Source organism: Streptomyces fulvoviolaceus (assembly GCF_000718165.1).
Taxonomy (GTDB): domain Bacteria; phylum Actinomycetota; class Actinomycetes; order Streptomycetales; family Streptomycetaceae; genus Streptomyces; species Streptomyces fulvoviolaceus.
On record NZ_JOEY01000002.1, the window covers coordinates 202,443 to 224,425 of the forward strand.

Consider the following 21,983-nt stretch of genomic DNA (forward strand, 5'->3'; position numbering starts at 1 on the left):
GGGTCGTGGAGATCTGCGGGTCCGTTGTGGCTGGTCGCGGCCACGCGGCGGAGCCGCATGTCGACACAGCCCCGCGCCCCTGGGTATGTGACCTGACCGCACACTTGAAAGAGCCGCCCCCCTCATGACCTCCACCTCCAACCCCCGTGATCTCCGTGCCGAGTTGGAATCACTGACCACGGAAGCCTTCCGCCCCGAACTCGCCGATATCGATCAGCGGCCCACGCTCGACATCGCCCGGCTCATGAACGGCGAGGACGCCGCCGTCCCGGCCGCCGTGGCCGAGCGGCTTCCGCAGATCGCCGCCGCCATCGACGCCATCGCCGACCGCATGGCACGCGGCGGACGCCTGATCTACGCCGGTGCCGGTACCGCCGGACGGCTCGGAGTACTGGACGCGTCCGAGTGCCCGCCCACCTTCAACACCGATCCCGCGCAGGTCGTCGGGCTGATCGCGGGCGGCCCTGAGGCCATGGTGACGTCGATCGAGGGGGCGGAGGACTCGGCGGAGCTGGCGCGGGCGGACCTGGACGCACTGGAGCTCCGGGCGACCGACACGGTGGTCGGCATCTCCGCCTCCGGCCGCACGCCGTATGCGATCGGCGCGGTCGAACACGCCCGTTCCCGCGGCGCGTTGACGATCGGCCTGTCCTGCAACGCGCACAGCGCGCTCGCGGCCGCCGCGGACCACGGCATCGAGGTCGTCGTGGGCCCCGAGCTGCTGACCGGCTCCACCCGCCTCAAGGCCGGCACCGCCCAGAAGCTCGTCCTCAACATGCTGTCGACGATCACGATGATCCGCCTGGGCAAGACGTACGGGAACCTGATGGTCGACGTACGCGCCTCGAACGAGAAGCTGCGCGCCCGTTCCCGCCGGATCGTCGCGCTGGCCACGGGCGCGGAGGACGACGAGATCGAGCGGGCCCTCGCGGCCACGGACGGCGAGGTGAAGAACGCGATCCTCACGATCCTGGCGGGCGTGGACGGCCCGGTGGCCGCCCGCCTCCTGGAGGAGTCCGACGGCCATCTGCGTGCCGCGCTGGCGGCGGCGGGCGCCTGAACAGCTCTTCCGGGGCCGTCACAAGGCAATAACAATCTTTCCGACAGCAATTCCACAGGTTATAGGGGTCATTTGGGAGCCCCATCGCCATGCGTCTCTGTTTGTCCGGCAGCTGAAGCGGCATCAACTCACGGGAAACACAGGTGCTTACCCTGCCCTTGGTCACCACATGACCAGATCTTTCTGGCTTCTTCACAGGTTTCTGACATTTGATCGCGCCGCTCGGGACGCGTTGGGCGTCCCGACGCGATTTCAGGAGTGGTGATGAGACTCAAGGGGAGAAGAGTCTTCGCTGGCTCAGGGGGCCGGGGGAGATCCTCGCGCGCTTTGCTGAGGCGTACGGCACTGGCGACAGCCATCGTGCTGGCGGCGGAGACGGCCTTGGCGTCGCTGGAGACGGGGGCGGCGTTCGCCACCGGCTCGGGCACGACCGAGGTCACGGCGGCAGCGGAGACGAAGTCGGCGTCGTCGGCGGATTCGGTGGCGGCGGCGCTGCTGATGGCACGCCTGCAGGGCCGGAAGATCGAGGTGCTGTCGGAGCGGACGGCGGACTCGACGACGTACGCGCTGCCCAGCGGGGAGTTGCAGACGTCGGCGTACGCGGGACCGATCCGGGTGAAGCAGAACGGGGTGTGGAGGGACATCGACACCTCCCTGTCCGACACGGGATCCGAGCTCACGCCGGCCGCGACGGTCGCCGACATCGCCGTCTCCGACGGCGGCGACAAGCAGCTGGCCTCGGTGACCAAGGGTTCGGAGTCCTTCGGCCTGGGCTGGGAGGACAAGCTGCCGACCCCCGAGGTGAAGGACGGCACCGCCTCCTACGACCTGGGCGGCGGGCAGACTCTGTCGGTGACCGCGCTGGCACAGGGCTTCTCGCAGTATGTGACGCTCGCTCAGCAGCCCGACGGCAAGGCCGTCTACCGCATACCGCTGAACCTGGACGGGCTGAAGCTGTCCCAGGCCGACTCCGGGCACCTGCTGCTGAAGAACAGCGACGGCAAACTGGTGGCCGAGGCCTCGGCGCCGATGATGTGGGACGCGACCAAGGACAAGGCCTCCGGCGAGTCCGCCCATCAGGAGCAGGTCGCGACCGAGATCGAGACCGCCGCCGACGGTTCGCAGACCCTCGTCCTCACCCCGGCCCCCGACTTCCTGGCCACCGCGACCTACCCGGTGACAGTCGACCCGACGACCACCCTCGCGGTCACCACGGACACCTGGATCCAGACCCCGGACTACCCGGACTCCCAGCTCAGTTCGCAGGAACTGAAGTCGGGCACCTACGACTCCGGTACGGACAAGGCCCGTTCGTATCTGAAGTTCGATGTGTCGAAGTTCGTCGGCAAGCACATCACCGACACCAACTTCGCCCTGTACAACTACTACTCCTCGACCTGTTCCAGCACCGGATCGGGCACCACGGTCCGCCGGATCACCTCCGCCTGGTCCTCGTCAACGCTGACCTGGGCCACCCGGCCCTCGTCCGCCGGCACCGGCGCCGTCGTCAACCTCGTGCCGCACGGCTACTCCTCGGCCTGCCCGGCGGCCTGGTCCAACTGGGACATCGACACCATCGTCCAGGCGTGGGCCGACGGCACCACCAACTACGGCCTCATGGTCTACGGCACCGACGAGACGGACTCGCTGACCTGGCGCCGCTGGCGCTCGGCGAACTACACCACCTCCGGCTACGCGCCGAAGCTGACGGTGACCTACAACTCCTATCCGTCCACGCCGAGTTCGCTCGCGATCTCGCCGTCGCAGGTCAACGCCTACAACGGCACCCGGTACGTGACCTCACTGACCCCGACCCTGTCGGCGAAGGTGACCGACCCGGACGGCTCCAGCACCAAGGGCCAGTTCGAGGTCACCCCCGACCCGGCGTACGCGGACACCACGTACTCCTACACCGGCACATCCGCCTCGGTGTCCTCCGGCTCGACGGCCAAGCTGACCATCCCCTCGGCCTCCGCTTTCCCGGCGGGCACGCACCTGCGCTACCGCGTGCGCGCCTACGACGGCACCGACTACGGCGCCTGGACCGGCTACACCACGTTCCTGATGAACACCGGCCTCCCCGTCGCCCCGACCGTCTCCTGTGACACGTACACGGAGAACGGCTGGACGGCCAAGGCCGACGACGCCGTGTCCTGCACCATCGACACCTCCTCCACGGACGGCGCCGGCTACCACTGGGGCCTGGACAACTCCGCGGTGCCGAACAAGAAGCTGGACACCACCAACGGCACCGGCGGTGACTCGGCCACCGTCTCCATCGACCCGGCGAACGGCTGGCACACGCTGTACGCCCGCACGGTCGACTCCGGGGGAAACCTCTCCACCGCCATCACCGCCTACAGCTTCGGCGTCGGCGCGGACGGCGCCGCGATCCTCTCCCCGTCCGACGGCGACACCACCGCCCGCCGCCTCGCCCTCTCCGCCACCGGTCTGACCTCCTACACCGGCGTCACCTGGCAGTACCGCCGCGGCGAGACCGACACCTGGCACACCGTCCCGGTCGGCGACGTCACCGCCTCCGGCGACGCGGTCTCCGCCTGGCCGGTCGGCGTCACCGACGGCACCGCGACCAAGCTGGTCTGGAACACCGTCAACTCGCTGTCCGAGGACGGTGTGATCGAACTGCGCGCCGCCTTCACCGACGGCACCACCACCGGCCACTCCCAGACCGTCGGGGTCACCCTCGACCGCGACGCCGGCACCGCCCCCACGGCCGCGGTCGGCCCCGGCACGGTGAACCAGCTCACCGGCGACTACACGCTCTCGGCCTCCGACGCCTCGGCGTTCCAGGCGAGCGTGGAGCGCACGTACTCCTCCCGCGCCAACGACACCGACGCCGAGGGCCAGGCCGAGATCTTCGGTCCCGGCTGGACGTCCTCGGTCACCGCCGCGGCGAGCGACCACACACAGATCCGCAAGACCTCCGGCACCTCCGTCGAGCTGCTGAGCGCCGACGGCAGCGCGATCGCGTTCACCGCGACGTCGAGCGGCGACTGGCAGCCGGAGACGGGTGCCGAGTCACTGACGTTGACGGGCTCACTGACCGGCACGAAGTTCACGCTGACCGACACGGACGCCAACACCACCGTGTTCGAGAAGGCGGCCACCGCGGCGACGACCTGGACCCTGTCCTCCTCCGCCACCGCGGTCGACGACACCAAGGTCACCACCGTCTCGGAGACCGTCACGTCCGGCAGCGAGACGCTGGCCCGCCCGAAGTACGTCATCTCGCCGACCGGTGCGGTCACCGCGGCCACCTGCCAGACCGAGCCCACCACCAAGGGCTGCCGCGTCCTGGAGTACGTCTACGCCTCCTCCACGACGGCCACCGGCTCGGCGCTCGGCGACTACGCGGGCCAGGTCAAGGCGATCAAGCTGTGGGCCACCACTCCGGGTGCCGCCACCGCCACCGCCGAGACCCTCGCCTCCTACGCGTACGGCTCCTCCGGCAAGCTCCGCCAGGTCTGGGACCCGCGGATCAGCCCCGCACTGAAGGCGGAGTACACCTACGACTCCGACGGCCGGGTGGAGACGCTCACCGAGCCGGGTGAGCTGCCCTGGACCTTCACGTACGGCAAGGCCGGCTCCGCCCTGACCGCGGGCGCGGGCATGCTGCTGAAGGCCACCCGCGCGGCTCTGGCGGAGGGTTCGGACAGCACCACGTCCGGCACGGCGGTCACCACGGTCGTCTACGACGTCCCGCTCTCCGGCACCACCGCCCCGAACCAGATGGACACCGACACGGTCGCCACCTGGGCGCAGGACGAGGCACCCACCGACGCCACCGCCGTCTTCCCGGCGGACAGCGTCCCGGCCTCCTCCACCGGCAGCGACCTGACGTCGTCCTCGTACGACCGGGCCACGGTCACCTACATCAGCGCCGGCGGCGAGGAGACCAACACCGCCAAGCCCGGCGGCTCGATCACCACAACCGAGTACGACGAGTACGGCAACACGGTCGCCGACCTCACCGCGGCCAACCGTGAGCTGGCGCTCGGCGGCTCCGCCGACGAACTGGCCGGACTCGGCCTGACCGACCTGTCCACCGCCGACCGCGCCCGGCAGCTGGCCACGGTCTCGGAGTACTCGGCGGACGGCGAACGCCTCACCGACGAGTACGGCCCCCTGCACGCCGTCACCCTCACCGAGGAGCTCACCGGCACCACCACCGAGTCCACACTCGCCGCGGGCACGGCGATCCCGGCCCGCACCCACAGGGCATACACCTACGACGAGAACAAGCCCGCCGACGCGACGGTCTCCAACCTGGTCACCTCGACCGTCACCGGCGCGTCCATCGCGGGCTACGCCACCGACGCCGACACCACCACGGTCACCACCACCTACGACTGGTCCACCGGCCAGGAGAAAACGACCGACGGCGGTGCGACCACGGCACTCGTGACGACGTACGACGACGCGGGCCACGTGGCCACCACCCGCACCGCGGGCTCGTCCGGCTCGGACGCGGGCACGCTGGCGTACACGTACTACGACGCGGACGCCACCGGCACCTGCGCCTCGGTCGCGTGGGACGGCCTGCTCTGCAGGACCGCGCCCGCGGCGGCGATCACCGGGGGCGGGTCCAACCCCACCGAAGCGGTCACCACCGTCTTCACCTACGACCGCTGGGGCCAGGCCGCCACCAAGGCCGAGACCGCCAACAGCGTGACCCGCACCACCACCGACACGGTGGACACGGCCGGCCGCCCGACCAGGACTGCGGTCACCGGCGGCACGGGCACGGACACCCCCACCACCACGTACACCTACGACGAGGCCAACGGGCAGATCGCCTCCCAGGCGTCCAACGGCCAGACCATCACGCTCGGCTATGACGACCTGGGCCGCCAGACCTCCTACGCCGACGGCGCCGGCAATACCAGCACCACCGCGTACGACGTCCTGGACCGTCCGGTGAAGGCCACCGACTCGTCCCCGTCCACGGTGACCTACGTCTACGGCACGGCCGGCCACCTGAAGACCCTGACCGACTCGGTCGCGGGCACCTTCACCGGCACCTACGACGCCGACGGCACCCTCACCACCGAGACCCTGCCCGGCGACTACACCCTCACCCTCACCACCGACCCGACCGGCCAGCAGACCGGCCGCGAGTACACCACCTCCGACGGCACCGCCGTCGTCTCCGACACCGCCGGATACACGGTCACCGGGCACCGGTCCGGCCACACCCAGACCGACGGCTCGACGACCGAGACGGCCTACACCTACGACAGTGCCGGCCGCCTCACCCAGGCCGCCGACACCACCGCCGGCGGCTGCGCCACCCGCGCCTACACCTTCGACGCCAACAGCAACCGCACGGCGCTCACAGCCGGTTCGGACGACTGCGACACCAGCACCACGGACGACGCGACCACGGTCACCACGTCGTACACCTACGACTCGGCCGACCGCCTGGTGAACTCCGGCTACGTCTACGACGCCTTCGGCCGCACCACCACCAGCGGCGACACGAGCCTGGCGTACTACACCAACGACCTGGTCGCCTCCGAAACCCTCGGCACCAGCCGCAACACCTGGACCCTGGACGCCGCCGGACGCCTGGCTGTCCAGTCCGCCCAGACCCAGGCCACCGACGGCACCTGGAGCACCGGCAGCAGCACGACGAGCCACTACGGCTGCGGCTGCGACAGCCCGACCTGGACCGCGACCGGCAGCACCGTCAGCCGCAACGTCAAGGACCTCACCGGCGACCTCGCGGCCACCACCGGCGCCGGCGGCAACGCCGTCCTGCAACTCGCCAACCTGCACGGCGACATCGCCGTCCAGCTTCCGCTGGACACCACCGTCGCGGCCACCGTCCAGCACTACGACGAGTACGGCAACGTCCTCGACGACACGGCGGCCACCCGCTACGGCTGGACCGGCGCCAAGCAGCGCTCCGGCGACACGCTCAGCGGCTACACGCTGATGGGGGTCCGGCTGTACGACCCGTCCACGGGGCGGTTCCTCCAGGTCGACCCGGTCGCCGCGGGCTCGCCGAACCACTACGGCTACCCTGTCGACCCGGTCATGATGTACGACCTCGCCGGTACGAGCTGGTGGAGCAGTTGGTACTGGAAGCGGCGGTGCATCATGCTCGTCGGGATGTTGATCCTCAGCGTCATTCCCTACACGGCGTGGGCCAAGGTCCTGGTGGTCGCGTACCGGATCTCGAAGAGCCTGAAGCGCTCGAAGCGAATCATCCGCATCGTCCGGCGGGTGCTCCGCGGCGAAGGGCTCAACGCCAACTCGGTGGTCCAGGGGATTTTCACCCTGTACTTCGGGTGGAACGACATCAAGACCGCTTGCCGTAAGGCGTGGTGACCATGTTGGACTTCGCCCTGTTCGCTGTCGTGGTGGTCGAGTTGCTCGGCATTGCCGGGCTTGCCTTCGCCAACAAGAAGATGGTCACCGACCTTCCCTTCCGGTACGTCCTGCTGGGCGTACTGGCGGTGAGCTGGGGGATGGAACACTCCGCGGAGTCCCGTACGCCGTTTCTGGAGGGCGTACTCGCGGGGGTGGTGATCCCGGTGCTCCTTGTCCGTGCTGTCGAGTACTGCTTCGAGCAGCGGGAGGAGAGCCGCTTGCGCAGCGCCGTCCTCAAGGGAGCGTGGGTCTTCGTGCCACTGCACGCGGTGTGCACCGGGATGTTCGGGTGAGACGAGCCCGGGCGTGATCGCTGCCGTCGTTCCCCTCGTGCGTCCGAAAAGGACGCACGAGGGGTGAGGATCTTCATGCGCCCCACTCAACAGGGCAACCGTCCCTCCTGGTTGACCTTCCGCACCCTCGCCCGCAACACCTCCTCCGGCGGCGCGGGCTCGACCGACTCCGGCGGACAGTCCCACTCCCGGCCGCCGCCGAGGGGCCGTAGCTGCACTCTGCCGCCCAGGTGGCCCATGACCTCGCCGAGGCGCCCGTCCCTCTGGTCGGCGACATGCGTCCCGACGGCCGGCCTCTCCCCTCGCAGCACGGACGCGAGCCGCTCGGCGGTACGGGTGTTGCAGCGCCCGAGGTCGACGAGAGCGAACGGCTCCGCGCTCGCGGCGGTGACGGGGTCGACGCACAGGGAGGGCAGGGCGATTCCGGCGCCTGTGAGTGCCTCGCGCAGGACTTCGACTACTTCTTCGGTCGACCGCACGCTCCGTACCTCCACGTTGAGTTGGTGATTCGCAACACAGCGTGGCCGTCACATCCCTAGCCTGGCTATACGGGACATCCCAACACCTCCGATGTGGAACCGGGAGCTGCCATGGCAGGACCGAAGGACCTCGACCCGTCGTCGTCACCGCGCGCGCTGCTGGGGGCGGAACTCCGGCACGCCAGAGAGCAGGCCGGGCTGAGCCAGGACGAGTTGGGGGCGCGGCTTTTCGTGAGCGGCTCGTTCATCGGGCAGTTGGAGGCGGCGACACGGCGGTTGCAGCCGGAGTACGCCCGGTTGTTGGACGAGGCGTTGGGCACGGGGGACTTCTTTCAGAGGAACTGTGGGGCGACGGCCAAGTCCCGCTATCCCGAGCGCTTCGCCGAGGCGGCGGAGGCGGAGGCGCTGGCCACGGCGATCCGCCAGTACGCGCCGACGCTGATCCCCGGTCTGCTCCAGACGCCCGCGTACGCACGGGCCGTGAACCGCGCGTACGCCCCGACTGCACCGGAGGAGACCATCGAGGAGTGGGTGGAGGGCCGGATGGCGCGGACCCGTCTACTCGACGACCCAACAAAGCCGTTGTTGTGGGCGGTGCTTGACGAGGCGGCACTGCGCCGGGAGACCGGCGGCCGGGCGGTGATGGCGGAGGCCCTGCACCACGTCGCGGATCTGGCACGCCGGAGCCGGGTCATCGTGCAGGTGCTGCCGTTCAGCGCGGGAGCGCACACGGCGATGGAGGGCTCCCTGAAGCTGATGGACTTCGAGGACGCCCCTCCGTTGATCTACTTCGAGGGACCTAGCACCGGACGGCTGGAGGACGACCCGGCCACCGTCGCCCAGCTGAGGCTCACCTTCGAACTCCTCGCGGCCTCCGCACTCTCGCCGGAGAAGTCCCTGGCCCTGATCGAGGCGTTGGCGCAGGATTACGCCCATGAGGAACTTCCCTGACTACGACCTGAGCACGGCCGTCTGGCACAAGTCGAGCTACAGCGGCGGCGGTGGCGGCGACTGCCTCGAAGTCGCCCGCTGGCGCAAGTCCACGCACAGCGGCGGCAGCGGCGGCGACTGCCTCGAAGTAGCCGACGGCCACCCCACCCTCGTCCCCGTCCGCGACTCCAAGAACCCCCACGGCCCGAAGCTCGTGTTCCGGGCGGAGTCCTGGTCCGCGTTCATCAAGGCGGTCAGGATCTGACCTATATCGTTCCTACCGTGGCCCCATGACCGAGACCACGCAGGACATCACCACCGAGCGCGCCGACCTCCTGGAAGCGCTGGCCCACCACCGGCACTTCCTGCGCTTCACCACACGTGACCTCACCGACGAGCAGGCGGGACAGCGGACCACCGCCAGCGAGTTGTGCCTGGGCGGACTGATCAAGCACGTCACGTCGGCGGAGCGGAACTGGGCGGACTTCATCCTCAACGGCCCGTCGCCGTCGGACGACTTCAGCAACATGACCGAGGCCGACTTCGCCCGGCGGGCCGACGAGTTCCGGATGCTGCCGGGCGAGACGCTCGCCGGTGTCCTGGCCGCGTACGACGAGACGGCCCGCCGGACCGACGAGATCGTCACGTCCCTGCCCGACCTGAACGCCGCCCACCCGCTGCCCGAGGCCCCCTGGAACAAGCCCGGGGCCAGCTGGTCGGCCCGCAGGGTGCTGCTGCACATCGTCGCCGAGACCGCCCAGCACGCCGGCCACGCCGACATCATCCGCGAGTCCTTGGACGGCGCGAAGAGCATGGGCTGACCGTTCCCGAAGCTCAAGTCCCCAGCTCCGAGCCCTCTTTGCTTGGAATGGGTGTGGGTCTCAACCCGCCCTCCCACCCCGCGTGTTGACTTGACGCGTTCGGCTTGCCACGCAGAGTCACGATCGTCTACCGTCCCGGATAACGAACAGCCCCCGTCAGGTGCTAGCAACACCTGCGGGGGCTTAACCGCCGAGATCGGAAAAGGCGATCCCGTGGCTGCCGCCAATCTTAGTCCTGCCTTCCTGCCCGCGCACGCACTCCCGCACCCCATGGCCAACCCGGGCTACGGCAAACGCACCGCCCCCGGCCAACACCCCCGCACCGCGCACGACTTCGCCCACCTCCCACCCCGCGAAGCCGCCATCGCCGCGTACGTCGACCGCCTCTCCGACGGCGCCGACATCTCCGTGAAAACGCTGGCCAAGGTGCTGCCGTACGGCCAATGCGCCCTCCGTACCGCCCTCAACAACCTCCAGCGGGCAGGGCACTTGCGCCGGGGCCGCGAACATCTGACCACCGAGTCGTCCGGCTCCCGATGGATCACCCGATCGTGGTGGTCGCGTACCGCACGCGACAACGACTGGTGGACGTCCTTCACCCGAGGCGACGTACCGGAGGAATCACGGTCGGCCCCGCCGACCCGCTCCCGCGCGTACATCCTCCTCGCCGCCCTCGGCCGCGAGACCCCCGCGCTCTCCCTCTCCGCCGCCGACTGCGCGGCCCTCGCGCCCCTGGTCACCGAGTGGTACTCCCGGGGCGCCACCGACACGGCCGTACGCAACGCCCTGACCGTCGGCCTCCCCATCCCGGTCCACCACCCGGCGGCCTTCCTCCGCAAACGCCTGACCGACAAGCTCCCACCGGAGCCCGCACCCCCACCCCGCCCGCTGCGCGTCCTGGAGTGCGCGAAGTGCGGGATGCCGGGACGTCCGGAGGCCCTGCCGGACGGCATCTGCGGCGCATGCCGAGGCGAGCGCGCTCCGGACCACCTCAACGCACCCCTCCCCGCCCCCACCGTCCAGGCCCGCGCGGATGCCATCCGGGCCGCGATGTCCCAGCGGCGCCCAGAAAGGACAGCTGCAACCCGATGAACTCAGCGCACACACTCGCGGGTGTGTACAGTTTTTCCATGGAGACGTATCCACTCGTGGAAGCCCGCAACCAGCTCGGCCAACTGGTCGGCCGAGTCCGGCACGGTCAGGAGCACATCCTGATCACCGAGTACGGCAAGCCGGCGGCCGCGCTCATCCCGATAAGCGAGCTGGAAGAGCTGCAGCGGCTGCGTGACGAGGCGGACATCGCCGAAGCGCGGGCTCGTGAGTCGACGCCGTCCGGCCCGTCGCTGTCCCACGACGAGTTCATGGCTCAGCTGGAGGCCGAGGACCTGCGAGAGGCCGCTTCGTGACGTACACGTTGGCCTGGGAGCACCACGCCATGAACGAGTTCCGCCGACTCCGAACCACGGACCCCGTGGGCGCCAAGGCGACTGCCGCGGCGGTACGCGCGCTCGCCGACGACCCCCACCCGGAGGCGGCTCGTGCTCTGGGTACCTCCGGTTACTACAGGTTGCACATCGGCAGTTGGCGTGTGCTCTACCGTCCAGACGGCGAAACCGTCACCATCCACGTGCTGAAAGTCGGCCGCAGCAACTGATGCGGAACACGCAAGGCCACCGCAAGAAGCGGAGCCCCACCCCATGAACCACGCCCAGCTCACCGCCCTGGGCCGTGCCCTCCGTCTCCTCGGCGAGCACGGCGATTCCCTGACCGGCGACTCGCCCGACGCCAAGCTGCACGAAGTGAAGGCGGACATCAAGCGGGCCCTGGAGCTGCTGGACGACAGCGTCTCCGCGGCCAAGCCCAGCACCCGGTGCCCCGAGCACCCCAACGGGCCCGTCGACGAGAACGCCCACGACCTGTGCCTGCTGTGCGAGACCCGGCGCCGGGCCGCCCGGCGTGCCGAGTTCAACGGTCCCGCCGTGAGCCACCGGTCCACCGAGCCCACGCCCTCCCGCTACGGCGTCCGCGAGGACCGGCCCCAGCCCCAGCAGCGCTGGCTCCCCGAGCTGTGGAACGGGCAGGAGTGGCAGCTCTGCGGCACCCCGCGGCGTGATCGCCACGAGGCCGAGCTGTATATCGCCGCCGCGCGCCGCGGGCCCCGCCCCGCCATGGCCTACCGGCTCGTGCACGAGTTCACCGACTACGAGGTGCTGCGGGTGTGGGGCACTCCGGTGAAGGTCGACATCGAGCCCCTCGGGAACCTCTAGCGCTCCCTTTCGATGAACGCCCGCGTCTGATCGGCGTCCAGCTCGTACACCGTCTCGTGCGCCCGCGGTTCCCGCGCGTGGAACGTGTGGAACATCGGGCTCGTCGGCCCGTCCAGCACCACCATCGACGCCCCCGCCCCGCGCACCGCCCGCTCCGTCCCGGGCGCCGTCGTCAGGTCGACGCGGTTGACCACGCCCGGCGTGACCCACACCGGCACCGACTCCAGCATCCCGAAGAGCTGGAGGTGGAAGTGACCCGTGAGGATCACCCGTACGTCACTCCCCCGGATCGCCTCCGCCAGCTCGCCCGGGTTGCGCAACCCGAAGAACGGCTGGCTCGCCGACACATCGAGGCTGACCGGCGGATGGTGGAAGGCCAGGACCGTGCCACGCGGCGCAGGCGCCTCCAACGCACCCCGCAACCAGTCCAGTTGAACCTCGCCGATACGGCCGTACACCTTCCCCGGCACCAGCGAGTCCAGCGTCACGAACCGCCACCCGGCGACCGTGCTCACCGCCGCCCGTTCCTGGGAGTCCAGCACGGCTTCCGGCTCCGGATGCCCGCTCCCCAGCACCTTCCCGAACGCCGTCCGCTCGTCATGGTTGCCGGTCGTTTGAAGCTCTCTCCCCTGTGAACGGGGGAGATTCCTGCCTACCTTGCGGTGGCTGGTTTGACGCCGTGACCAGCGCGCCTGACGACTGCCCTCCCGGCAGCCGGGTCGAGCGCGTGGCCCGTCCGGTATCGGTGAAGCACGGTGCGGGCGGCGTTGTGGTCGGCGTTGCCTTCCCAGCCGCACGCGGGGTTGTTGCACACGAACTCGGCCTGGTTCCTCCGGCTGCCCGGCGTCACTGTGTGACACCGCGAGCACTCCTGGGACGTGTCGGGGGCGGGCACCTCGGCCAGGGCGCCGCCCCGCTGGGCGAGCTTGTAAGCCAGGAGTTCCACGGTGCGCCCCCAGGCCTCGCCGAGGATGGAGCGGTTCAGGCCCGCCTTCTGCGCGACGTTCTTGCCTGGCTGCTCGACGGTGCCCTTCGCGGATTTGACCATGTTCGTGATGGGGAGTGCTTCGACCACTACCGTGCCGTACCTCTCGGCGATACCGGTGGTGGTTTTGTGCTGCCAGTCGTCGCGTCGGCGCTTGGCTGTCGCGCGGATGCGGGCGATCTGGTCGTACGTCTTGTGCAGGCGGCGACTGGTGCGCTCGCCCTTCTTCCGGTGCTCCTTGCGGCGGGCGGCGCGCTGCTCGAAGGACAGCAGCCGGGCCTCTTCCTTCTTGGACAGCCAGGGTTCGTGTTCGGCGGTTTCACCGTCGGACAGGGCCAGCGGGATGGTGATCCCGGCGTCGATGCCGACCTCGGGGCCGGGATGCGGCGCGGGGGCCTGTTCCAGGGTGGCCACGCGGAAGGCGATGTGCCAGCCCAGGGCGTCCTTGACCAGTCGGGCCCCGGTGACCCTGCGGTGCTTGCCCACGTGCTTACCGACGGGAAGGTCCTTGGTCCAGCGGAACCGGACCTTCCCGAGTTTGGGGATGTTGACCATGCCCCACCTGCGGTGCACCCGCACTACGTGCAGGTCGCGGCCCTGCGGAATGTCGATGCTCATCCGGGTGCGGAAGCGAGCCTTGAATTCTGGCGCCTGTGCCCGTCCTTCCCAGCAGTTCCGCCAGGCCTGGAAATAGGTCTTCAGGACCGCCTGCGCGGCCTGCGCGGGCAGCACTCCGAGCCAGTCGAGCTCGGCCCGCCCTTGCCGGATCACCGTGTCGGCCGCCGCCAGGGTCCGCTTCGCCTTCGGCAGCATCAGCCACCAGTCGTGCAGCAGGTTCCAGGCAGTACGGGCCGCATGCGCCTGGGCATCCAGTACAGCCGCCTGGGCAGGGTCGAGTGCCAGCCGGGCACGATGCCCGAACTGCCGCTTGACCAGGCCATCTTCGGGCCCCCGCTGCTCCATGGCCGGGGACCGTAGCATGCGATGATCCGACTACGGAAAACAGGTCATTTCAGCACTGGAAGCAACCACTTCCCGCCCGGATACCGTTCGCATTTGATCAGAGAGCACGCCTTGTCTGTCACCCCTGGGTGCGTAGATGAAGGATCCTCATCTCTCAAACCCTGAGGGATCGCAGAAGATTAGCTTGTGGGCTCAGAGACTTGACGTCCCAGGTCAGCGCCCGGCGCGCCCGCATGTTGTTCTTCTGCGAGCCCTAACGGGCTCATGCGCAGTCGACAGTACGACGCCGTGAACTTGGGGCCATTACCCACCGCACACCTCATGCGATCCCATCACGCCACTCCACGAGATGGACTCCGCTCTCTGAACTCTCGACGACCCGCTCCGCGTAACGAGTGCCGGTCTGCGGGCACTCCCATACGCCCGGTGCACCCTCCCGTTCGACCAATCGCACCCCGGCCCTGCCCACCCAGCCGATACGGCGGGCAGGCACTCCTGCGACCATGGCAAAGTCAGGTACGTCGTTGGCGACCACGGCGCCTGCGGCAACCAACGCCCAGCGTCCGACGCGCACGGGAGCGATGCAAACGGAGCGCGCTCCCAGCGAGGCCCCCTCAGCGACCTTGACTCCAACAGCCTCCCAGTCGCCACTGTGCTTCAACTTGCCGTCGGGGTCGACCGAACGGGGATGCCGGTCGTTGGTGAGGACGACAGCAGGGCCGACGAAGACGCCATCAGCGAGTTCAGCGGGTTCATACACGAGGGCGTAGTTCTGCAGTTTGACGTTGTCGCCGATCCGCACGCCCGCACCGACGTAAGCTCCGCGGCCGACGACGCAGCTCTTGCCCAGGCGGGCATTCTCGCGGATCTGTGCGAGCTCCCACACGGTGGTCCCGTCACCGAGTTCGGCCGTCTCATCGACCTGGGCCGTGGGCTTGACGCTGTAGTTCAATCTCTTGCCTTCGCGGTCTGGGTGCAGTTCAGGTCCCGAGGTGTACTCAGCCGCCGATGACGATGCGGCGCACGCCTGCCCAACGGGCCGGGTCGGTGGTGCGCCGACCGTCGACCAGGACTCTGACGCCCGGAAAGTCAGCGGCAGACAGCTCACGGTACGCAGCGTGATCGGCCTGGAGAATGGCAGCGGTCACGACCTCGCCCCGGTGCGGCACGAGACCATGGGCTGCCAACTCCTCGGCGCTGTACATGGGGTCGGAGACATACGGGATCGCACCACGGGCCGTGAGCTCCTCGACAGTGGGAAAGACACCGGAGACGGCGATCTCCCGCACATCTCCACGGTAGGCCGCGCCAAGCACGAGGACGCCGGCACCCGCCAAATCACCGTAGGCGGCCGCGAGCAGGTCAACGGCGTACGACGGCATCGCCACGTTGGCCTCACGGGCCGCCCGAACCACGGTCGCCGACGGATCGTTCCACAAGTACATGCGCGGGTAGACCGGGATGCAATGGCCGCCGACAGCGATACCGGGTTGGTGTATGTGGCTGTACGGCTGGGTGTTGCAGGCGTCGATGACCGTCTTGATGTCGATGCCAACCTGATCGGCGAAGCGGGCGAACTGGTTGGCCAGGCCGATGTTGACGTCGCGGTAGGTCGTTTCGGCGAGCTTGGCCAGCTCGGCAGCCTCAGCTGAACCGAGGTCCCAAACCCCGTTGGGCCGGTCGAGGTCCGGCCGCTCGTCGAAATCCAGGACGGCCTCGTAGAACTCGACGCCGCGCCGAGCGGAGACCTTGTCGATGCCACCGACGAGCTTCGGATATCGGCGCAGGTCGGCGAAGAGCCGCCCCGTGAGGACTCGCTCAGGGCTGAAGACCACGTGGAAGTCCTGGCCAGCGGTAAGACCAGAGCCCTGTTCCAGCATCGGCGCTAAGCGGGCACGGGTCGTTCCTACAGGAAGCGTGGTCTCGTACGAGACCAATACCCCTGGGCGCAGACCAGTAGCGATCGCACGCGTGGCGAAGTCCATTCGACCGAAATCCGGAACACCGTCCGCGTCCACCAGCAACGGCACCACGACCACTACAGCCTCGGACTCGGCAACCGCCGCGGCGGTGTCGGTTGTGGCGGTCAACATGCCGGCGACCACTGCGGCTTGGAGCTTGGCATCCAGGCCCCTCTCGCCCGGGAAGGGCGCCATACCCGCATTGACCAGCTCAACGACCTTCTTGTCCAGGTCGACGCCGGTCACCCGATGGCCCTTGGCGGTGAACTGTACGGCGAGCGGGAGACCGATCTTCCCGAGTGCGACGACACAGATATCCATGGCGGCTCTCACTTGTCCCGCAGGGTCACGGTGATGCCACGCTGCGCCGACTCGATCACGGCAGCGGAAACGCGCACCGTACGGAGTCCGTGATGCAGAGGCACGATCTCGGCGGGCTTGCCCCGCACCGCATCTCGGAAGTGTTCATGTTCGACGACCAGCGGTTCCCGCTTGGGAACGGGGCAACGAACCATGTTTTCTTCGCCGTTGGCGAAGTACGTCAAGCCGGTGCTGAGGGTGTCGACCACGAAGCAGCCGTGTTCGCCGGTGACGACCGTCGTACGCTCCTTGAGCGGACTGAGCCAGTTGACCAGGTGGTTGACCACGGTGGAATCGGCCAGCTGCCCGGTGACCGCCACCATGTCCTCATGCGAGCGCCCGTTCTTGGAGACCGTGTGCGCTGTTACGGACGCATACTCCTGACTCGTGAGCCAGGAGGTGAGGTCTATGTCGTGGGAGGCCAGATCCTCCACCACACCGACGTCCGCGATGCGGTGCGGGTAAGGGCCCTGGCGTCGGGTGACGACCTGGTAGACATCACCGAGCTCACCCGTCTCCAGCCGAGTGCGCAGACTCAACAGCGCTGGGTTGAACCGCTCGATGTGCCCGACCCCCGCAACCAGACCGCGAGACCGGAAGGCCTCGACCAGTCGTCGCGCGGCCTGGACAGTGTGAGCCAGCGGCTTCTCGATGAGCGCGCAGATGCCCGCCTCGGCGAGCTTGAGACCGACCTCCGCATGGAGAGCGGTCGGGCAAGCGACGACAACGTAGTCGGCACCCAGAGCTATTAACTCCTCGACCGTGGAGAACACGGGAGCCCCGTAGGCCGCCTCGGCGTCGCTCATCGGCTCGACCACTCCTACCAGGTCGACACCGCCCAGATTCGCCAGGACGCGGGCGTGGTTGCGGCCCATGGCTCCCAGGCCGACCAGACCGGCGCGCAGGGGTAGCGAAGTCACTGTCCGCCTGCCACAGCGTTCACAGAGGCTGCGACGTAGTCCAACTCGCCCTGAGACAGGCTTGGGTGGACTGGCAACGACAGGACCTCGGCAGCTGCCCGTTCGGTCTCCGGCAGGCCCCAGGAACGATTCGTCTGATCTCGCTCCCGGTACGGTTTCAGTTTGTGGATCGGGGTCGGGTAGTACACACCGCTTCCCACGTTGCGCTCGGCCAGCGCCTCCTGCACAGCGTTTCTGTCCCCAGGGACACGAATCGTGTACTGGTGGTAGACGTGCCGCACGTTCTCTGCGGCAGGCGGCACCCCTACGCCGATCAGAGCGGTGTCGAGGAACGCTGCGTTCGCACAGCGCTGTTCGGTCCATCCCGGCAACTTCTTCAGCTGTTCGCGGCCGATGGCGGCGGCCACGTCGGTCATGCGCATGTTGCCGCCGACGATCTCGTTGGCGTACCGCTCGATCATTCCCTGGTTGCGTAACAGCCGGAGATGTCGCGCCAGTTCGGCATCAGGGGTGGTGACCATGCCGCCTTCCAAGGCATGCATGTTCTTGGTGGGATAGAAGCTGAAACAGCCCGCCGAACCGAAGGATCCAACCGGCTGCCCATTCAGCGCGGCACCATGTGCCTGGGCGGCGTCCTCGACGAGAGCGAGGCCATGCCGCCCGGCGATACCCGTCAACTGATCCATCGCGGCTGGATGCCCGTACAGGTGGACGGGCATGATCGCGGCGGTGCGCGGTGTGATCGCGGCTTCCACCACGTCCGGGTCGATGCAGAAGCTGCCGGCCTCGATGTCGACGAAGACGGGCTCGGCGCCGACCAGCCGTACGGCGTTGGCCGATGCGGCGAAGGAGAACGACGGTAAGACGACCTCGTCTCCGCGGCCTATGCCCAACGCCAAGAGCGTCAGCTGCAACGCGGAGGTGCCCGAGTTCACCGCCACACAGTGGAGACCCGATACCAACTTCGAGAACTCCTCCTCGAAGGCGGCCACTTCACGTCCCTGCACAACATGACCGCTGCGCAGCACGCGCACCGCGGCTTCGACCTCTTCCTCGCCGATGACCGGACGCGCAGCGGGTATGAACTCCTGCCCAACGCCTCGCATGGAGCTCCCCCCATTCACGGCAGCCACTGACTCTCAACCGGCTACGACCTCTTTCGGATACCCGCCCGGTTGAGCCGAGCATGACAGGTCATCCTGGCTGGACTCGCATTAGATCACTGTCTGACTCAGGCAGTCATGCTGCTGCGGGCGGCACCCGTCGACACAGACGCCGCCCGCCGCACATACGCTCAGCTAAGTGTCGCCAGCGCCGAAGCCTCGTACGGCGCCAGCTCCTCGAAGCGGCCGTCCAGTACCTTCGCCGCCCACTGCGGGTCCTGCAGCAGCGCGCGGCCCACGGCCACCAGGTCGAACTCCTCGCGCTCCAGGCTGTCGAGGAGGTCGTCGATGCCCTTGACCGGGGAGCCCTCGCCGGCGAAACCGCGGAGGAAGTCGCCGTCGAGGCCGACCGAGCCGACGGTGATCGTCGTCTTGCCCGTGAGCTTCTTCGTCCAGCCCGCGAGGTTGAGGTCGGAACCGTCGAACTCGGGGAGCCAGTAGCGGCGGGTGGAGGCGTGGAAGGCGTCGACGCCGGCCGCGGACAGGGGCGCGAGGACGGCCTCCAGCTCCTGCGGGGTCTCGGCGAGACGGGCGCGGTACGCCTCCTGCTTCCACTGCGAGTAGCGGAAGATGATCGGGAAGTCCGGGGAGACCGTCTCGCGGACCGCCGCCACGATCTCCGCCGCGAACTTCGTGCGGGCGACCGGGTCGCCGCCGTAGGAGTCCGTACGGCGGTTGGTGCCCTCCCACAGGAACTGGTCGAGCAGGTAGCCGTGGGCGCCGTGGAGTTCGACCCCGTCGAAGCCGATGCGCTCGGCGGCGGCCGCGGCCTCGGCGAACGCGCCGATGACGTCATCCAGGTCGCGCTGGGTCATCGCCTTGCCGGTGGGCTCGTCGGCGCCGATGCGCAGGCCGGAGGGGCCCACGGCGGGGGCGTCGGCGTAGGGCGGCTGGCCCTGCTCGCGGACCATGCCGATGTGCCACAGCTGCGGGACGATCGTGCCGCCCGCCGCGTGCACCTCCTCGGCCACCTTCGCCCAGCCCGCCAGCTGCTCCTCGCCGTGGAAGCGCGGGATGCTGTCGCTCTGCCCCGCCGAGTCGTGGCCGACGTACGTGCCCTCGGTGACGATCAGGCCGACGCCCGCGGCCGCACGGCGGGAGTAGTACGACGCCACGTCCGCGCCGGGGACGCCGCCCGGCGAGAAGGCGCGGGTCATGGGCGCCATCGCGATGCGGTTCGGGACGGTCAGGCCGTTGATGGTGGTCGGCCGGGAGAGGATCCGGGCCGCCCGGGAGGTGGGCTCGGCGGAGATGGCGGTCACGTGGGGGTACTCCTCGGTATGTGCATACGCATAGACACTACCCAGGTGCCAACCGCCCCGTCCGTCACTCCATTTCCGGGCGCCCTGTGATCCCGGACACGCCAGCCGGACACGCCAGAGGGCGGCACCCCGGTCGGAACCGGAAGTGCCGCCCTCGGCAAGGACGTTGATCAACCAGAGGTCGATCAGAAGTCCATGTCACCGCCCGGCATGCCGCCACCGGCGCCGGCGCCGGCACCGGCCTTCTCCGGCTTGTCGGCGATGACGGCCTCGGTGGTGAGGAACAGCGCGGCGATGGAGGCGGCGTTCTGCAGCGCAGAGCGGGTCACCTTCGCCGGGTCGGGGATACCCGCCGCGAGCATGTCGACGTACTCGCCGGTCGCGGCGTTCAGGCCCTCGCCCACGGGGAGGTTGCGGACCTTCTCCACCACGACGCCGCCCTCGAGGCCGGCGTTGACGGCGATCTGCTTCAGCGGGGCCTCGAGCGCCAGCTTGACGGCGGCGGCACCGGTGGCCTCGTCGCCCTCGAGCTCGAGCTTGTCGAGCGCCACGGAGGCCTGCAGCAGGGCCACGCCGCCACCGGCGACGATGCCCTCCTCGACGGCCGCCTTGGCGTTGCGCACGGCGTCCTCGATGCGGTGCTTGCGCTCCTTGAGCTCCACCTCGGTGGCGGCACCGGCCTTGATGACCGCGACACCGCCGGCGAGCTTCGCCAGGCGCTCCTGCAGCTTCTCGCGGTCGTAGTCCGAGTCGCTGTTCTCGATCTCGGCGCGGATCTGGTTCACCCGGCCGTTGACCTGCTCCGAGTCACCGGCACCGTCGACGATGGTGGTCTCGTCCTTGGTGATGACGACCTTGCGGGCGCGGCCCAGGAGGTCCAGGGTCGCGTTCTCCAGCTTGAGGCCGACCTCCTCGGAGATGACCTCGCCGCCCGTGAGGATGGCGATGTCGCCGAGCATGGCCTTGCGGCGGTCACCGAAGCCCGGGGCCTTGACGGCGACGGACTTGAAGGTGCCGCGGATCTTGTTGACGACCAGGGTCGACAGGGCCTCGCCCTCGACGTCCTCGGCGATGATCAGCAGCGGCTTGCCCGACTGCATGACCTTCTCGAGGAGCGGGAGCAGGTCCTTGACCGAGGAGATCTTGGAGTTGGCGATGAGGATGTACGGGTCCTCGAGCGCCGCCTCCATGCGCTCCATGTCGGTCGCGAAGTACGCCGAGATGTAGCCCTTGTCGAAGCGCATACCCTCGGTGAGCTCAAGCTCCAGACCGAAGGTCTGGGACTCCTCGACGGTGATGACGCCTTCCTTGCCGACCTTGTCCATGGCCTCGGCGATCAGGTCGCCGATCTGGGTGTCGGCGGCGGAGATGGAGGCGGTCGAGGCGATCTGCTCCTTGGTCTCGACCTCCTTCGCCTGCTCCAGGATGGCAGAGGAGACGGCCTCGACGGCCTTCTCGATACCGCGCTTGAGGGCCATCGGGTTGGCACCGGCGGCTACGTTGCGCAGGCCTTCCTTGACCAGGGCCTGGGCGAGGACGGTGGCGGTGGTCGTACCGTCGCCGGCGACGTCGTCCGTCTTCTTGGCGACTTCCTTGACCAGCTCGGCGCCGATCTTCTCGTACGGGTCCTCGAGCTCGATCTCCTTGGCGATGGAGACACCATCGTTGGTGATCGTGGGGGCGCCCCACTTCTTCTCGAGGACGACGTTGCGGCCCTTGGGGCCGAGCGTCACCTTGACGGCGTCCGCGAGCTGGTTCATGCCGCGCTCGAGGCCGCGCCGCGCCTCCTCGTCGAACGCGATGATCTTGGCCATGTGAAGTGGTCCCTCCAGGACTGGGGGTGATTCCTTCGGACCGCGCCCGCGCCCGCGACGGACGGCTCGCACACCTCGTGGTTCCTTGCCCCACCCGGCCTGCGGGCCTCACCGACCCGGTCCTTCGTTGTCACTCTCACCTTCAGAGTGCTAACGCCAATGATTAGCACTCGCCCCCTGCGAGTGCAAGCGCCTCCCGGGGATCGGGCAGCCGCCGCAGGGGTTCCGCGGGGGTCCTGGGGAGTCCCGGACATGCCGAAGGGCCCGTACCCATGACTCCCCATGGGGTACGAGCCCTCCGAAGAAGAA

19 protein-coding genes are annotated in these 21,983 nt (G+C 68.9%); 10 read left to right on the forward strand and 9 right to left on the reverse strand.

Going from position 1 to position 21,983, the window contains the following annotated elements:
- Positions 1–124 precede the first annotated feature (124 nt).
- The 3 genes from murQ to IG08_RS0102795 all read left to right on the forward strand — a co-directional run bounded on the left by murQ (position 125) and on the right by IG08_RS0102795 (position 7,749).
- Positions 125–1,060, forward strand: a complete 936-nt coding sequence (murQ, locus tag IG08_RS0102785; RefSeq protein ID WP_030595767.1) for an N-acetylmuramic acid 6-phosphate etherase — start codon at positions 125–127, stop codon at positions 1,058–1,060.
- A gap of 327 nt (positions 1,061–1,387) precedes the next feature.
- Complete coding sequence (locus tag IG08_RS0102790) at positions 1,388–7,414, forward strand: DNRLRE domain-containing protein (RefSeq protein WP_338060132.1); 6,027 nt, start codon at positions 1,388–1,390, stop codon at positions 7,412–7,414.
- Positions 7,415–7,416: 2 nt separating this feature from the next.
- The gene (locus tag IG08_RS0102795; RefSeq protein ID WP_158812176.1) at positions 7,417–7,749 is read left to right on the forward strand and encodes a hypothetical protein; all 333 of its coding nucleotides are present in this window, start codon (positions 7,417–7,419) and stop codon (positions 7,747–7,749) included.
- Positions 7,750–7,835: 86 nt separating this feature from the next.
- Here the strand turns inward: IG08_RS0102795 and IG08_RS0102800 are convergent, their stop codons facing one another.
- Positions 7,836–8,228 carry a hypothetical protein gene (locus IG08_RS0102800; RefSeq protein WP_030595777.1) on the reverse strand — a complete coding sequence of 131 codons (393 nt, stop codon included), beginning with the start codon at positions 8,226–8,228 and terminating at the stop codon, positions 7,836–7,838.
- A 111-nt stretch (positions 8,229–8,339) separates the two neighbouring features.
- Between IG08_RS0102800 and IG08_RS0102805 the strand changes: the two genes are divergently transcribed.
- From IG08_RS0102805 to IG08_RS0102835, 7 genes are all read left to right on the forward strand, one after another.
- Positions 8,340–9,179: a helix-turn-helix domain-containing protein gene (locus IG08_RS0102805; protein ID WP_030595780.1), complete on the forward strand. Its 840-nt coding sequence runs from the start codon at positions 8,340–8,342 to the stop codon at positions 9,177–9,179.
- Entirely contained in the window at positions 9,163–9,423 is a 261-nt protein-coding gene (locus IG08_RS0102810; protein WP_030595783.1) for a DUF397 domain-containing protein, read from the forward strand. The genes IG08_RS0102805 and IG08_RS0102810 overlap by 17 nt, the downstream gene beginning before the upstream one ends.
- Positions 9,424–9,448: 25 nt before the next feature.
- Entirely contained in the window at positions 9,449–9,979 is a 531-nt protein-coding gene (locus tag IG08_RS0102815; protein ID WP_030595786.1) for a DinB family protein, read from the forward strand.
- Positions 9,980–10,249: 270 nt separating this feature from the next.
- Positions 10,250–11,071, forward strand: a complete 822-nt coding sequence (locus IG08_RS0102820; protein ID WP_030595787.1) for a hypothetical protein — start codon at positions 10,250–10,252, stop codon at positions 11,069–11,071.
- A 38-nt stretch (positions 11,072–11,109) separates the two neighbouring features.
- Entirely contained in the window at positions 11,110–11,385 is a 276-nt protein-coding gene (locus tag IG08_RS0102825) for a type II toxin-antitoxin system Phd/YefM family antitoxin (protein ID WP_158812177.1), read from the forward strand.
- Positions 11,382–11,633 (forward strand): type II toxin-antitoxin system RelE family toxin, encoded by a 252-nt coding sequence (locus IG08_RS0102830; protein WP_052424460.1) that lies wholly within the window; start codon positions 11,382–11,384, stop codon positions 11,631–11,633. The genes IG08_RS0102825 and IG08_RS0102830 overlap by 4 nt, the downstream gene beginning before the upstream one ends.
- Positions 11,634–11,676: 43 nt before the next feature.
- Entirely contained in the window at positions 11,677–12,246 is a 570-nt protein-coding gene (locus IG08_RS0102835; protein ID WP_030595795.1) for a hypothetical protein, read from the forward strand.
- Here IG08_RS0102835 and IG08_RS0102840 read toward each other — a convergent pair.
- The 8 genes from IG08_RS0102840 to groL all read right to left on the reverse strand — a co-directional run bounded on the left by IG08_RS0102840 (position 12,243) and on the right by groL (position 21,674).
- The gene (locus IG08_RS0102840; protein WP_338060133.1) at positions 12,243–12,788 is read right to left on the reverse strand and encodes a metallophosphoesterase family protein; all 546 of its coding nucleotides are present in this window, start codon (positions 12,786–12,788) and stop codon (positions 12,243–12,245) included. The two genes, IG08_RS0102835 and IG08_RS0102840, sit on opposite strands and share 4 nt — an antisense overlap.
- 110 nt (positions 12,789–12,898) lie before the next feature.
- A complete protein-coding gene (locus tag IG08_RS0102845; RefSeq protein ID WP_030595801.1) occupies positions 12,899–14,194 on the reverse strand; it encodes an RNA-guided endonuclease InsQ/TnpB family protein in 1,296 nt (431 codons plus the stop codon).
- Positions 14,195–14,513: 319 nt separating this feature from the next.
- Entirely contained in the window at positions 14,514–15,146 is a 633-nt protein-coding gene (locus tag IG08_RS0102850; RefSeq protein WP_030595804.1) for an acyltransferase, read from the reverse strand.
- Positions 15,147–15,192: 46 nt separating this feature from the next.
- Positions 15,193–16,476, reverse strand: coding sequence for a nucleotide sugar dehydrogenase (locus IG08_RS0102855; protein ID WP_030595806.1), 1,284 nt, complete (start codon positions 16,474–16,476; stop codon positions 15,193–15,195).
- A gap of 8 nt (positions 16,477–16,484) precedes the next feature.
- Positions 16,485–17,435 carry a Gfo/Idh/MocA family protein gene (locus tag IG08_RS0102860; RefSeq protein WP_030595808.1) on the reverse strand — a complete coding sequence of 317 codons (951 nt, stop codon included), beginning with the start codon at positions 17,433–17,435 and terminating at the stop codon, positions 16,485–16,487.
- Positions 17,432–18,541 (reverse strand): DegT/DnrJ/EryC1/StrS family aminotransferase, encoded by a 1,110-nt coding sequence (locus tag IG08_RS0102865; RefSeq protein WP_030595811.1) that lies wholly within the window; start codon positions 18,539–18,541, stop codon positions 17,432–17,434. Before IG08_RS0102865 ends, IG08_RS0102860 begins: the two co-directional genes overlap by 4 nt.
- Before the next feature lie 188 nt (positions 18,542–18,729).
- Complete coding sequence (locus IG08_RS0102870) at positions 18,730–19,860, reverse strand: NADH:flavin oxidoreductase (RefSeq protein WP_030595813.1); 1,131 nt, start codon at positions 19,858–19,860, stop codon at positions 18,730–18,732.
- A 185-nt stretch (positions 19,861–20,045) separates the two neighbouring features.
- A complete protein-coding gene (groL, locus tag IG08_RS0102875; RefSeq protein ID WP_030595816.1) occupies positions 20,046–21,674 on the reverse strand; it encodes a chaperonin GroEL in 1,629 nt (542 codons plus the stop codon).
- Between the last annotated feature and the right edge of the window lie 309 nt (positions 21,675–21,983).